This is a genomic window from Enterocloster alcoholdehydrogenati (assembly GCF_013282095.1).
GTDB lineage: Bacteria > Bacillota > Clostridia > Lachnospirales > Lachnospiraceae > Enterocloster > Enterocloster alcoholdehydrogenati.
In genome coordinates this window covers 30,042-43,930 of record NZ_BLTJ01000006.1, presented here as the reverse complement: position 1 = coordinate 43,930, position 13,889 = coordinate 30,042, and the positions used below count along the sequence as shown (strand labels likewise).

Below are 13,889 nucleotides of genomic sequence, written 5' to 3'. Positions count from 1 at the left end.
TAAACGGCGATCACGCCAAAACGCCATCACCGCCCGGACCCGAAGGTCTGTATCTATGATAAAGCACCAGCTGGATGCGCCATATGGGTGCTGCCAGAGAGTTTTCCGATATCTATAGTATACTATACGCATACCAGCAAAAAAGGTTCGCAAAAACGGCGGCTTAAAATCTTCCTCCGCCGCCCCCATGGCTGCGGCCGCTGCTGGAATGGTGGGTGGTACTGCGCCCGGCAGTATTTCCTCCGCCCGGAAATCCCCCTCTCCAGATATCATTCTGTTTTGCAATCCGCACGTGGGTAGTAAACTGATGAATCAGACGGTCATCGGTGTCTGTAAAATGAAAACCTGCCTGGGCCCGGTAAGCCAGAAGGCCGTTTTCCTGCTGGCGGCCGCTCAGCTTCATGGCATATCTGCGTTTTACATCAAGACACACCGCAGCTCCCGCAAAGAGGGAAATACCTGCCGCAAAGGCTGCCTCATACCAGCGGATGCTTCGATAGCGGTGAATCTCGCCGGTATCCCGATCGTATGTATACTGCCCGGACTGAACTCCCTGTTTCACAACCATGGCAGTATCTTCCAGAAATGCCTCTGCTCCGCCTGCAAAATCCCTTTTTTTCAGATATGCTGACAAATGTTTTTTCACACGGTCGAGTTTTGCATCGGTCATGATCTGTATCATATTTCCGCAGGTAGAGATCCAGTAGGTTCCCTCCTGGCTTCCCGGCCCATCCATATAATACAGAAGGAGAACCCCGCTTTTTGTCTTTCCTGTGCCAAAGTCATTTTCGTCATAAAAATCATCGGCATACTCTTCTGCAGTTTTCCCGGTCTGCGCCCAGGCGGTGACGATCACGGCATCCTGTTTTGTAGTCTGGGTAAAGTCATTTACCCCACGTTCCAGCTGTATTATCTCACTGTCTGTAAAGATTCCCGCCTGATCGAACACACGGCCTTGAGCGCCATATGACATAAACGGGCATACGAAGAAAAACCACAGAACTCCGATAAACAGAAGGTATCCTCCAAACCTCTGCCTCACTGTCCTGAAATGTATATTCCGCCTTTTTCTTTCTTCTCTTCTCATCCCAGAAAATATCCTCCCGTCAAGAGCAGTATAAGCAGCGGCAGAACGACCCCAAGAAACAGCACTGCCAGCTTTTTATTGTCCACCGGCAGTTCCCCCCATACCTTTCCAGTCTGTCCGTTAAGGGCAAAATAGTAGATCTTTCCCCTGGCTTTATCATTGTAGGTCAGAGTCCACACCGGCAAAAGGGCATAATTCCATCCCTCCTCTGTCACATCCACCTCGCTGTTTTTCACCTCCAGGCTGCTGAAATCACCTGCGCTGGCCTTCAGGTTTTCCAGCGCAAACTGACGCACCTCGGACTGAACCTCTGATACGAACGACTCCCGTTCCATATCCCGGTTTTCAGCCACAAAGCCGGAGAGATATCCCATTGAAAACGGCTTTTTTTCCTCCATCCGGTAAGGCAGGACGCCGTCTGCCAGTTTTCGGTTGGCCTTTTTAAGGGCGTTTCTTGCAACCGAATCAATGTCCAGATCTCCTTCCCTTCGGACGTCGTAGACCTTTGTCTCTGTATAGCGAATATTTCCTGCCGTCCAGACCCGGTTGTTCCTTCCCTCTGCTGTAAGATTTCCGTGGAGCTGGCAGCGGTAGAGCCAATAAGGGAAATAAACCCCTGTCATGGTCTGGATCTGCTTTGGAGAATAGAAGGAATCAGGGACAAACCGCTTTCTGCGAATCCACTGGCCGAATATCTCTTCTGCCTTTTTTCGGTCGATCTGAAAGGGAATGACATAATCCGGCTCAAAGCTGCCGGTCAGACGCCCTGCCAGTACCACGGGATTGTGACAGTAATAGCAGAAGGTGGCCGCTGTCGTAGCGTCGGTAACAATCTGTGCGCCGCAGCTGGGACAGGTATACAGCACCGGCGCTTCCTGTTTCTCCCCCTTTTCTTCCTTTTCCTGCTCCTTCTCCTGAATTTTCTCCATCTCTTCCTCTGTAAAGTCAGAGAGGCAGAATTCACAGTGATACTTCTGGGATTTTGGCTCAAATATCAGGCCGCCTCCGCAGTTTGGGCATTTGTAGGTGATCGCCGCCATCTTATCTGTCTCCCCTTGGTTTCCCGCATTCACTGCAGAATTTACCTGTATTTACCGTGCCGCAGGTACAGGTCCAGGGGCCTGCAGGCCTGGGCTTTCCGCATTCGCTGCAGAATTTCCCCTCATTCTGCGTTCTGCACTGCGGGCATATCCAGGTTCCGGCGGCCCCGTTTCCGACTGCAGTTCCATTGCCCACTGCGGCCCCGTTTCCAACCGCGGTTTCGGCTCCGAAGCTGCCGCCTGCTCCCAAACCTCCGCCTGCTCCGCAGGATCCCATTCCTGCGCCCAAACCTCCGTTTTGCCCCATCATCCGCATCTGCTCTGCATTGGCTGCCGAAGCCGTTCCCATAAAACCTCCCCCGGTCTGCATTCCAAAACCCATTCCCATAAATCCGGCCATAGAACCTGCGGGATTTTCCCCGGCGCTTTTAAGGCCTTCCGCAATGGTGCTCTGCACATATCCTTCCCTCACCATGGGATTGCCCATCATAGCTCCCTTGTTTCTCATATTGATCAGATTCTGGGATTCCTCATCATAGGAAATGCTGGCGATGCCCACTGCCTGGATCTCCATGCCCCGGAGCTTGCTCCACTCCTCATCCAGGGTATCCGCCATATACCGCCCCAACTCCCGGCTCCTGGAGGGTACGTAGGAGATTCGGATCCCATCAGCGGACATCTGATTGATGGAGGTCTGAAGGGCCGCTAAGAACTCATTGAGATACTGCTCATTGATCTCATCCATCTCTACCCGATCTGCATTCCTGGGAATCACCTCCGCATAGAACTTCAGCGGATCCGTAATCTTCACCGAATAGGTTCCGTGCGCCCGAAGAAAAAGTTCCGCCTGGTAGAAGCTGTCAAAATAGTTTACCGGGCTGCGGGTGCCAAACTTCAGCCCCTTGATCTCCTGAAGGTTCACATAAAATACCTTCTGAGCCCCTGAGGGCACGCCTCCAAAGCGGATACGGTCAAAGGATTCTTTTAATGCCCCGCCAAAAGACCCGGAAAAAAGCGAGGGCTGGGAGGACTGGCTCACCTTATAATATCCAGGCTCCGCCGTATAATCCACTATCTTCCCCCCGTCAACCAGTATCATAAACTGGTCTGGATACACATGGATCACAGAACCGTTGGAAACAATGTCACCCGCTCCCTTTGTGTTGGATCCCCGGCCGTTTCGTACCTGAATCCCCCTCACAAAGACCGTCTGTCCTCCCATATCGTCCGGCTCTATGGCCTCCAGCCACTGATCTCCCAGGGCTGTTCCTATTGCTGACTCAATCGCTTTAATCAGTCCCATTTTTAACTCTCCTCTCTGAAATGGTCTGTATTTCCTACTTCTTCCGTTTTCTCTTCCTCTTCACCGGCTCCAGGCACCGCACGGCCCCCGCTAACAGGATGGCTCCGACTGCCAGCTGCAGACAGATGCTGAGGGCGACCCAATGCTCCATCACAAAGCCGGTGCCTTCCACTCCGAAGTAATTACAGAGCTTGGAAAATGAGGTGCTCCGGCCCGCCTGATTTCCAATCACCGCCATAAACGTAAAGGCCGGATTCATCAGGAACAGATAGAACATACCTCCTGAAGAAGCGCGCACTGCATTTTCACCCATTGTATAAGCCGCTACCGTCCGGTTCAGGTTTGTGGAGGAAAGAGACAAGGCCAGACGGTTGAGAAAATAGGTTCCCGCCGCTACAGCTATGATCGTCCCGTAGGTCACTGCCGTTGAAACGGCGGACCGCCGGAACACGGCAGAGTAAAACAGCCCAAGACTGCCTGCCATAAAGGCAACTGCCACATAGCACAGAAGCAGGGAGAAGGCGTCTTTCCAGGTAATGCCGCCGTAAACAAAGACCATTGCCACTGCGGGAAGGCTGGACAAGATCAATACAAACAGGGAGCTTAACGCCCCAAGAAGCTTTCCAGTCACGATCTGAACGGCCGTCATCCGGGTAGTCAGCATCAGATCCAGCGTCTGACGCTCCCGTTCCCCGCTGATGCTGGCGGCAGTCACCGCCGGAACAATAAACAGGAGAAGGACAAACTCGATGGCTGTTACAAACTCATAGATATCCATAAAACTGCTGTACTGGATGGTTGCGTTGGTGCGGACCCGAAGCACCACCGAATACATATTGATCAGCGCCACCAGGCACAGGATTCCGTTAAAAAGAGCCACGATAAACGGAAACCGCGGGCTTCTGGCGCTGACTCTCATCTCACGAATATAGACCGGATTCGGCCTCATATGACGTCACCACCCTTTCTTCTTCATGATCCGTCAGCTGCATAAAGACGGATTCCAGACTGCCTTTCTCACGGACAAAGCCATTTACCAGAACCCCGGCGTCAATGAGCTGCTGGAGAAGCATGGCCTCATCGGCGCTGTCCCCCGCAAAGCGGACACAGATATCCTTTTCCCGCATGGAAATGGTCTGTACACAGGGATGACGCCGCAGCACTGCCATGGCCTGCTCCATATTGCTGTACACCGAGATCACCAGAGGATTGGAGGCATTGACGCGGGAAAGAATATCTCCGATATTTCCCTCCAGAACCATACGGCCCTGGTCAATGATGCCGATATCCGTACACATCTCCGAAAGCTCCGAAAGAACATGAGAGCTGATAATAATGGTTTTCCCTGCGCATTTAAGCTCTTCCAAAATCTCCTTAAACTCAAATCTTGTCCTTGGATCCAGACCCGAGGTAGGCTCATCCAGGATCAGGATCGCCGGGTCATGAATCAGCGCCCTTGCCAGACAGAGGCGCTGTTTCATCCCTCTGGAGAGGCCGTCCACATAGAAATCCAGCTTATCCTCCAGACCTACCTGTTCCAGAAGCGCGGTATACCGTTTTCTGGCCACCAGACCATCGATCCTGTAACAGGAAGCAAAGAAACTCATATACTCTCCCACCGTCAGGTTATCGTACACACCAAAGAAATCCGGCACATATCCAATCTGCCCCTTTAAAGCATCCGGTTCCCCCAGGGCGTCCGTTCCGTCAATCTCAACGGAGCCTTCTTCCGCCCCCAAAAGTCCGGTCATAATCTTTATGGTGGTGGTTTTTCCCGCCCCGTTTGGCCCCACAAAGCCGTAGAGCGCCCCATCCGCCACATTCATGTCCAGACCGCTCAGGGCATGGTACTTTCCGTATATCTTATGAAGGTTTCGTATGGTAAGCATCAGGACTGCCTCCTTCCTGTAACCGTAAGAACCGGAAGCATAATGTTCCAGGTATATTCCCCGGCTGTATCGTAAACGTATTTTACCGTAACTGTATTGCCCGGAGACAGATAGGCCTCCAGATCCTCTTTATTATAGCGGCTCCTTGAGCTGTCCATCAGATCATAGCTGCCTGTATTATAATTGTAAAAGTACATATCCCCTGCAAAGGGAACGGTATAGTAATACCGCAGATTTGCCACTACCTCATCGCTTAAACGGTGAAAATCCAGGGTTTCCACATCCAGGTCATTTCCAAGGTAATACTCCAGAATCACCGGATTCATGCCATATATGGTATTTCTGACAGCGTCATATTCCCCCGACAGCACATTCGGGCGCTTCTGCATGGCAGAGCGGTACACCAGGCCTCCCTGCTCATAATTTACATTGATCTGGGATGTAAGGAGGGTACAGCCATAGGTCTCTATGCCCTGATCTGTCAGAAAGTCCTGCCCGCTCTGATCCTGGCCAAAAGCCACCACCCGTCCCTGGGTATGGTAGCCGGAGAAATAATTGTCAATATAAAATGACAGAAGATTGGCCCGCTCCAAAGCCTTCACATACTCCTGATCCTCGATATCCACCTTCTGGCCGTACTGGGAGGCTCCTGTTATCTGGGCCGCCATGGCATATCCAAGATCCGTAGCGCAGTAGACCCCCTCCAGACCGTCCAGAGAAATCGTCTGTCCCGGCTCCATCGCTCCGATGACGATCATCTGATTATAGAGCAGCAGGGCAGCATTTTCCACAGTCTGCGAATAATTGTTGGTGATTGTTCCTGTTACCCTGCCGTCAAAGGCGCGGATCTCTCCGGAGAATCCCTCCCCGGTCTCATTGGTCTGCGTCCGCTCCATCTGGAAATACTTGGAGTTGAATGCTCCGGTATCCCTCGCCTCAATCCGGGTAGCCTTCTGTCCGTACCGGATCACCATATCCGGGTCCTCAGCCCCTGTAAGAGCCGGGGCCTGAGCCGGATCATAGTAGGAGGAATCTGACACAGGAAACAGCTGGTAGGAGGGATCCAGGCCCACGGAATAGGTGCGGTTATAGGGAGACCTCATATTGATAAACAGAGTCTCCGTGGTATCCTTGTCCCCTGCATCCTGGATCGAAGCATAGGTTAAAAACGGGCCGTCAAACCGTGTGGGCACGCCCATTAAAATGACCATGCCGGTACAGCACAGCGAAAGCACCGCTACGGCCGGCTGATAATACTGGCGCAGCTCCCTCTGTTTTAAAAAGAAGTAAAGCCCCGGCCCTGCAAGCGCCACATAAGCCGTTCCCAGCACCACATACAGGCCCACCCGCGGCAGGCGGTTTACATTCCCCGTATTGATCAGGCTCTGAACCTCCCAGTAACGGCCGGAACTTGCGCCTCCGTTCCCGCTGCTTAAAAGGTTCAGCCGCTCCTCCCCCAAAAGCTCTGTAAAAAAATGATCCACATAAGACGGGTTAGAGCTGCAGTATTCCTTCAGATCGCCGAAATCATAGATCGCCGCAGCCGCTGCCCCATTTCCCACCGAGGTTTCGGACAGGATCACCAGCGGCCCTTTTGTGATAAGCTCGGTTCCTCCCTTCAGCTCCACCTCCGAACAGCTGAGAGAAAGGACGCCTTCGTCCCTGGCTGCAGAATCCTTTTCCATCGCCATATCAATGTCAAACACACCTGCCTCCGGCAAAGGATACGCTAAAAGCTCCTGTGAGAAAGCGCTCATGGTTTCCCTTCCATGTTCTCCCGTGCCAAAAAGCAGGACTCCGCCTCTCTGGGCCCACTCCCACACAGCCTCCTTCTGGGTTTCCGACAGCCTCTTTGTATCAAAATCATTGATCAGCAGCACATCCAGCTGATCCAGTCCCCGTTGAGTTTCCGGCAGCGTGTCCAGATCCAATTCAATAACCCTGGTGCGCAGCGTGCTGTAATTGATCCCCATATTATCCAGATAGGACAGCCGCTCCGGCCGGTCGCTTAAGACACCGATATAAAGCTCGGCTGTATTCAGATTCAGATCCAGTTTCACCCTTCGGCTGGCTGTCTCCTTCCCGTTCTCATCCACCAGAGACAGATGCACCTGATCTACCCTGTCGCTTAAAGAGATCTGAATCTTTTGTTCTGCTGTCTCTCCCGCTCCGACCTCTATCGGATATTCGTAGGAATAGGTGCTGTAATTCCACTGGCTTCTGCCTGAGTAAGACTGGTATTCCGGCTCCAGAGTGGCAACGCGCAGAGTCCCTGTAAAATCCTGATCCATGGAGTTTTTAAAGGTAAGGGTCATCGGAAGGATCCTTCCGCTTCTGGCTACATTGTCATAGCCGTATACCACCTCCATTGTCACGGGGCCGTCCATCATCCCCTCCTGGGATATACCGTCTGCCGTCCGTGGCCCGGCAGCACTGCCCGGTAAGGAAGAACCTGCGTTTCCAGGCCCGTCTGCCGTCATAGCTGCCGAAACGGTTACAGCGGCAAAAAGGGATAGCAAAAGGGCAAAAAGGGTGCTTTTCAGCACCCATCTGTATCTGTACATCTGTATTTCCTCTCTTTTCTGTTCAATCTGCCAAATCATGACTGGGATGCGAAATTTTCCTTATTTACATCGAAATAAACCTGGAGCTTTACAGTAAACACAGTGCCGTTTAAGTCGCTGGATACGCTGATGGTGCCGCCGTGCATATCCACAATTTCCTTGGCAATGGCAAGTCCCAGACCGGTGCCTCCGGTGGTGGTGGAACGCGACTGCTCTACCCGGTAGAATTTATTAAACAGAAGAGGCAGCTCGTCGGCCGGGATGACATAGCCGTAATTAGTGACCGACACGGTAACAGTATCATCCTCCGCATGGATCTTAACCAGCACCCGCTTGCCGTCAGCCCCGTATTTAATGGCATTCCCAATGAGGTTATCAAACAGCCTGGCCAGCAGGTTTCCATCGGCACTGATGGTCTTTGCCGGAACATTGCTCTGAAGGTCATAGGACAGGTTCTTTTCCACAAAATTCGGATAGGCCTCCTCCAGCAGCTGGCTTAACAGCTTAACAATATCCAGCTGACCCACGTGCATGGCAATCTTTCCATAGTTTAGCTTCGTAAATCCGAAAAGATCCTCGATCAGTTTTTCCAGCCGTCTGGCCTTGCTGTAAGCGATTTCTATGTACTTGTGCTCCATCTCTGCCGGAACCTTTGTATTGCCCGCCAGCAGTTCCAGATAGCCGATGATGGAGGTCAGAGGCGTTCTTAGATCGTGGGCCACATTGGTAATCAGTTCATTTTTCGTCCGCTCTGCCTCCCGCTCCTTGTCCATAAGGGTTCGGATGTCAGAGGCCATTTTATTTAAATTGGCTGCCATGGCAGAGAACTCATCATCTCCCGTCACATCTACCTCTGTCCCCAGATTTCCCTGAGAGATGCTCTCCACCGCGTCTGAGATACGCCCCATATAGCGGATCCCCGGTTCCTCTAAGAGCATAAAAGTGACAGAAAAGATCAGGATCCCAAAGAGTACATAAAGGATCACCACCGCCGTATGCTGCTCCAGAATTAACTGGGACAGTGCCGAGATCTGTCCTTTCTGCTGCATATACTTTGCCACCATCGAGAGGTTCGTAATGAGAAATACCTCTACCAGGCAGGTGATGATGGCGCTGTATACAATATGAGTCAGTACGCGGGCACGGTAACTGCCGCCCATATTATTTTTCAATCTTATATCCTACGCCCCATACGGTAGTGATGATCTTGCTCTGCCTGGTATCTTCCTTCATCTTTCCTCTTAATCGCCTGATATGTACCATAACCGTATTATTGGCCTCATATACCTTTTCATTCCAAACCCGCTCGAAGATCTCGTCAGTGCTGAATACCTTACCCGGATTGGATGCCAGAAGATAAAGAATATCAAACTCAATAGGAGTCAGTTTGATCTCCTCTCCATCCACCACTACCTTGTGATTGTCCCTGTTAATGGTCATTCCCTTAATAGTGATCTCGCTGCTGACTGCCTCGCGGGCCATGCTGTTGGGGTTTAACTGGGTATAGCGGCGGAGCTGGGACTTGACTCTGGCCGTCAGTTCCAGCGGATTAAAGGGCTTTACCACATAGTCGTCTGCTCCCGTCCCCAGTCCCAGAATCTTGTCAAGATCCGTTGACTTGGCGCTCAGCATAATAATCGGAATATTGTTGGTTTCCCGGATCTTCTTGCACATCTCCAGGCCGTTCATCCCCGGCATCATAATGTCAAGAAGCACCAGATGGATATCTTCCCTGTTCAGGATCTCAAGACCCATGGCCGCGTTTTCCGCCTTAAAGACCTTATAGCCGTCGCTGACCAGATAGATCTCAATCAGGTCTGCGATCTCCTTTTCATCATCTACTACCAGAATATTAATATCGGGCATACGATCCCCTCCTCATATGTTATCATTTATGTTCATTCAGAACGATCCAGAACGGCTTTGTCTGATTTCTGCCTCTGCCGTGCCGACGTTCCGGCTCTTTATGTCTATTCTAACATAAGAACTCTCGTATTTCCTTACTTTTTTCTTGAAAAATTATGGGAATTATGTTACAATCCCAATATATCACATGAACATATGTTCTTCAACGGGTTAAAAAATATTCTCCGAACCTGACAGGCGCCCCGTTCCATTTACAGGGGCTCTCCTGTCTGTCCGGAGAATCCCAGGCCGCTAACGCAGCCGTTTTTCACATTTATACATTTCCGCTCTCAATAGGCTGGAAGATCCGGGTTACAGCCGGGTCGTCCTTTCCCTTGCCTTCCTTTGCCAGCTGCACGGCCTCCTGGCAGAACTGCTCCTGAGAATTTATAAGAACCTTCCCCCGCTTGTCCTCCTTCTCATAGGTGCCGTCTGGCTGCAGGATGTGGGCTTTTACATTATCCTCCAGCTCCACCTCCAGGATGTGGATCACCTTTTCCTTTAAGCCTTCGTCCTCGACCGGGAACATGATCTCCACCCGGCGGTCTAAGTTTCTGGGCATCCAGTCGGCGCTTCCCATATAGACCTCCGGGCTTCCATCGTTGAGGAAATAAAAGATGCGGCTGTGCTCCAGGAAGTTTCCTACGATGGACCGGACTGAGATATGCTCGCTGAGTCCCGGAACCCCTGCCCGCAGACAGCAGATTCCCCGGATCACAAGTTCGATCTCGACACCGGCGCAGGAAGCCTCATACAGGGCAGTAATGATCTCCTTATCGCAGAGAGAGTTCATTTTCGCCATGATTCGTCCCTGACGGCCCTCCCTGGCGTGAGCCGTCTCCCGGCGGATCATACGCAGAAACCGGGTTCTCAGCCACAGAGGGGCCACAGCAAGTTTGTTCCACGCCTTGGGTTCCGAGTAGCCCGACAGCATATTAAATACAGCTGTAGCATCCTCTCCGATCTGCGGATCACAGGTCAGTATCCCGCAGTCCGTGTACAGCTTTGCCGTAGAGTCGTTGTAGTTTCCGGTGCCCAGATGAACGTAGCGGCGGATACCATCCTCCTCCATACGGACCACAAGGGTAATTTTGCTGTGTGTTTTAAGTCCAACCAGACCATAGATCACATGACAGCCTGCCTTCTCCAGCATCTTAGCCCAGTTAATGTTATTTTCCTCATCAAAACGAGCCTTAAGCTCCACCAGCACGGATACCTGTTTGCCATTGTCCGCCGCCTCTGCCAGCGCCGCGATGATAGGCGAATTTCCGCTGACCCGGTACAAGGTCTGCTTGATAGCCAGCACCTCGGGATCCCTGGCAGCACTGCGCACAAAATCCACCACCGGATCAAAACTCTGGTATGGATGGTGGAGCAGGATGTCTCCCCTGCGGATATTGGTGAAGATATCATCCTCATTCATTAGAGCCGGCACTGGCTGAGGCCTATATTTTCGCGTCTTGAAGTGCTCAAAGCCGTCCAGACCATACATTTTCATCAAAAAGGTGAGATCCAGAGGGCCGGCGATAGAGAAGATATCCTGGCTGCTGATCAGCAGTTCTTTCTTTATGATCTTAAGAAGGCGCTTATCTACGTCCGATTCGATTTCCAGACGGATCGCTTCGCCCCACTGGCGCTTTTTGAGCTGTTTCTGAATCTCCTCCAGCAGATCCACCGCCTCCTCCTCATCAATGGAGAGATCGGCGTTGCGCATGATGCGGAAAGGATGGGAAGCGATGATATCGTAGTTCAGGAACAGCGACGGCATATTCCGCTCTATAATCTCCTCCAAAAGCATCACCACCCGCTGCTTTGTCCCATCCTCATTGATCTGCTCCGGCAGTTCCACGATCCTCTGAAGCACAGAAGGCACCTGAACCATGGCAAATTCCATTTCCCCGTCCCCGTTCTTCTTCTTTAACAGAGCCGCTATGTTCAGGGTTTTATTGCGGATCAGCGGAAAAGGCCGGGAAGAGTCAAAGGCCATGGGCGTCAGCACCGGGTATACATTGGTCTGGAAATAGGAGTCCACATAGGAAGCCTCCTCTGGTGTCAGTTCCTCATGCCCCATGATGATCCGCAGGCCATTCTGACGCAGGGCGGGCACCAGGGAACGGGTATAGGTGGAATACTGCAGTTCTACCAGCTGATGGGTCTTGACGCTGATGGCGTCCAGCTGTTCCTGAGCCGTCAGCCCTGCAATATCCGGCTTTGTGTATTTTGCGTGCACCATATCCTTTAAGGAAGCCACGCGAACCATATAGAACTCATCCAGGTTGGAGGCTGTGATGCTTAAAAATTTCAGACGCTCAAAAAGGGGTAGCGTCTTATCTCTGGCCTCGCTTAACACACGATAGTTAAATTCCAGCCAGCTGAGTTCACGGTTTACATAGTTGGAGGAGTTGGCTCCGAAATCTGCGGCATCCGGCCTGTGCGCCGTTTTTTCTGCTGTCTTATCCGCCTTGACAGATTTTATATTTTTTTCCTTTTCGGCCATGTCACACTCTCCTTTTCTGTTTTAATACCGGCCGTATTCCAAATATTTCTTCAAAGAAATCCGCTTTCTGTTCAAAGGAAGCCCGCTCCAGCGCCAGGTCTCCCGTATATCCGGTGGTGATCACAAGCTCGCCCTCCCGTATGGCCATCCGGCAGTCCTGCATCTTGGCCTTGTGAGTCTTGTCCATAGAATTAGCAAGGCGCAGGATCGCAGTCAGCTTGGCTATAAGGATGGTAATAGCCCCCACGTTCAGATCTCCTGTATTTTCCTCGCCGATATGGGTCTCAAGCTGGATCATGTCATAGTCGAAGTCGCGGATATTATAGCGGACTACATTTGCGATGATCTCCCGCTCCAGATGGCTGAGGCCTATAATTTCCGTGGACATAATCAGGTTATAACTGCTTTCGTTGGAATTGCGGATGCTGATAAATTTGCCGCAGCTGTGCAGGGTTACAGCGATCTGGAGCAGCAGCCGTTCTCTGGCTCCCATGCCGTGGAATTTCCGGGTGGCATCAAAAATGGACAGGGCATACTGCTCCAGCGTCTGATTATGGCCCGCATGGCATTTGTAGCGCTTAGCCATATTTCTGGCTGCCGCCAGGATATCATTCTCGAAATTGTGGTTAAAGCGGATGAGACGGGACGAGCTGGCGTACTCCGCCGCAATCCCGTCGCAGAGCCCTATGCCGGGGATCCAGAACTGACTGGCCCCTGTAGCCTCCATCACACGGCGGTACACGGCGGCAGCCGGCAATAGCAGCGGCGCGTATTCGCTGTTGACGCTGAAATTTTCTTCAATCTGATCCAGCGTCATCTGGGACAGGCGCTTATAGAACACTTCCATAGCGGCAGCATCCGCCCTGTCGGCCGCCGTGTTCATTCCCAGCTGGCGCATCAGATAGGCGATGTTGGTACCAATACCGATCAGATTGTCAATATGACGGTCTTTCAGATACATTTTCCGGAAGGTGAGCAGTTCATTGTCCACAATCTCTTCGATATGAAGGCAGTGATCCTTTACGCTGGCCGGAATCCTGGCCAGCTGGCTGCTGATCCTTAATGTACCCAGAGGCAGGCTCTGGGTCGTTACCAGCGTATCCTTGTCAAAGAGGGAAATCTGAGCGCTTCCAAATCCCACATCCACAATGGCTGTTCCTTTTTGGATGATCCGGTTAAACTCCCCCGTCTTTAGGGCTATTGCCTTATAGCTGATAAAACGCTGTTCCGAGTTGCTGATAATACGCACCTTAAGGCCGGTTCTTACCCGGATCTGTTCCAGGATAACCTGGCTGTTTTTCGCCTCTCTTAAAGCAGTTGTGCCATAGGCGCGGTATTCCCGCGCCCGGTAGGTTTTCATGATCCCTGTAAAATCCTCCAGCACGGAGCACATTTCATCCGCCAGCCCATAGCTGATCTTTCCCTCACTGAAAGTATCATTTCCCAGGGAGATCACATGGCGGACACTGTCCACACAGCGGATCCCCGTCTTTTCCGAGATCTCATAGATCCCCAGCTCCAGGGCAAATGAACCAATCTCGATTGCCGCAAACATTTTTACTGCCACGCTGCTCCTCCTTTTTACCATGTACTTATGTAACTGC

The 13,889-nt window shown here is 51.8% G+C and carries 10 protein-coding genes; all 10 read right to left on the bottom strand.

What is annotated here, in order from left to right:
• Positions 1-163: 163 nt before the first annotated feature.
• The 10 genes from HW447_RS08200 to HW447_RS08155 all read right to left on the bottom strand — a co-directional run bounded on the left by HW447_RS08200 (position 164) and on the right by HW447_RS08155 (position 13,852).
• The gene (locus tag HW447_RS08200; protein ID WP_176254834.1) at positions 164-1,087 is read right to left on the bottom strand and encodes a TPM domain-containing protein; all 924 of its coding nucleotides are present in this window, start codon (positions 1,085-1,087) and stop codon (positions 164-166) included.
• Positions 1,084-2,127 (bottom strand): TFIIB-type zinc ribbon-containing protein, encoded by a 1,044-nt coding sequence (locus tag HW447_RS08195; protein ID WP_176254833.1) that lies wholly within the window; start codon positions 2,125-2,127, stop codon positions 1,084-1,086. The genes HW447_RS08200 and HW447_RS08195 overlap by 4 nt, the downstream gene beginning before the upstream one ends.
• Position 2,128: 1 nt before the next feature.
• Positions 2,129-3,430 (bottom strand): SPFH domain-containing protein, encoded by a 1,302-nt coding sequence (locus HW447_RS08190; protein WP_176254832.1) that lies wholly within the window; start codon positions 3,428-3,430, stop codon positions 2,129-2,131.
• A 34-nt stretch (positions 3,431-3,464) separates the two neighbouring features.
• Positions 3,465-4,379: an ABC transporter permease gene (locus tag HW447_RS08185; RefSeq protein WP_176254831.1), complete on the bottom strand. Its 915-nt coding sequence runs from the start codon at positions 4,377-4,379 to the stop codon at positions 3,465-3,467.
• Positions 4,351-5,319 (bottom strand): ABC transporter ATP-binding protein, encoded by a 969-nt coding sequence (locus HW447_RS08180; protein ID WP_176254830.1) that lies wholly within the window; start codon positions 5,317-5,319, stop codon positions 4,351-4,353. The genes HW447_RS08185 and HW447_RS08180 overlap by 29 nt, the downstream gene beginning before the upstream one ends.
• Positions 5,319-7,883, bottom strand: coding sequence for a hypothetical protein (locus tag HW447_RS08175; RefSeq protein ID WP_176254829.1), 2,565 nt, complete (start codon positions 7,881-7,883; stop codon positions 5,319-5,321). Before HW447_RS08175 ends, HW447_RS08180 begins: the two co-directional genes overlap by 1 nt.
• A 35-nt stretch (positions 7,884-7,918) precedes the next feature.
• The gene (locus HW447_RS08170; protein ID WP_390471214.1) at positions 7,919-9,043 is read right to left on the bottom strand and encodes a HAMP domain-containing sensor histidine kinase; all 1,125 of its coding nucleotides are present in this window, start codon (positions 9,041-9,043) and stop codon (positions 7,919-7,921) included.
• A 1-nt stretch (position 9,044) separates the two neighbouring features.
• Entirely contained in the window at positions 9,045-9,749 is a 705-nt protein-coding gene (locus HW447_RS08165) for a response regulator transcription factor (protein ID WP_176254827.1), read from the bottom strand.
• A 313-nt stretch (positions 9,750-10,062) separates the two neighbouring features.
• Positions 10,063-12,285 (bottom strand): RNA degradosome polyphosphate kinase, encoded by a 2,223-nt coding sequence (locus tag HW447_RS08160; RefSeq protein ID WP_176254826.1) that lies wholly within the window; start codon positions 12,283-12,285, stop codon positions 10,063-10,065.
• A 1-nt stretch (position 12,286) separates the two neighbouring features.
• On the bottom strand, positions 12,287-13,852 hold the full coding sequence (locus HW447_RS08155) for a Ppx/GppA phosphatase family protein (protein WP_176254825.1): 1,566 nt from the start codon (positions 13,850-13,852) through the stop codon (positions 12,287-12,289).
• Between the last annotated feature and the right edge of the window lie 37 nt (positions 13,853-13,889).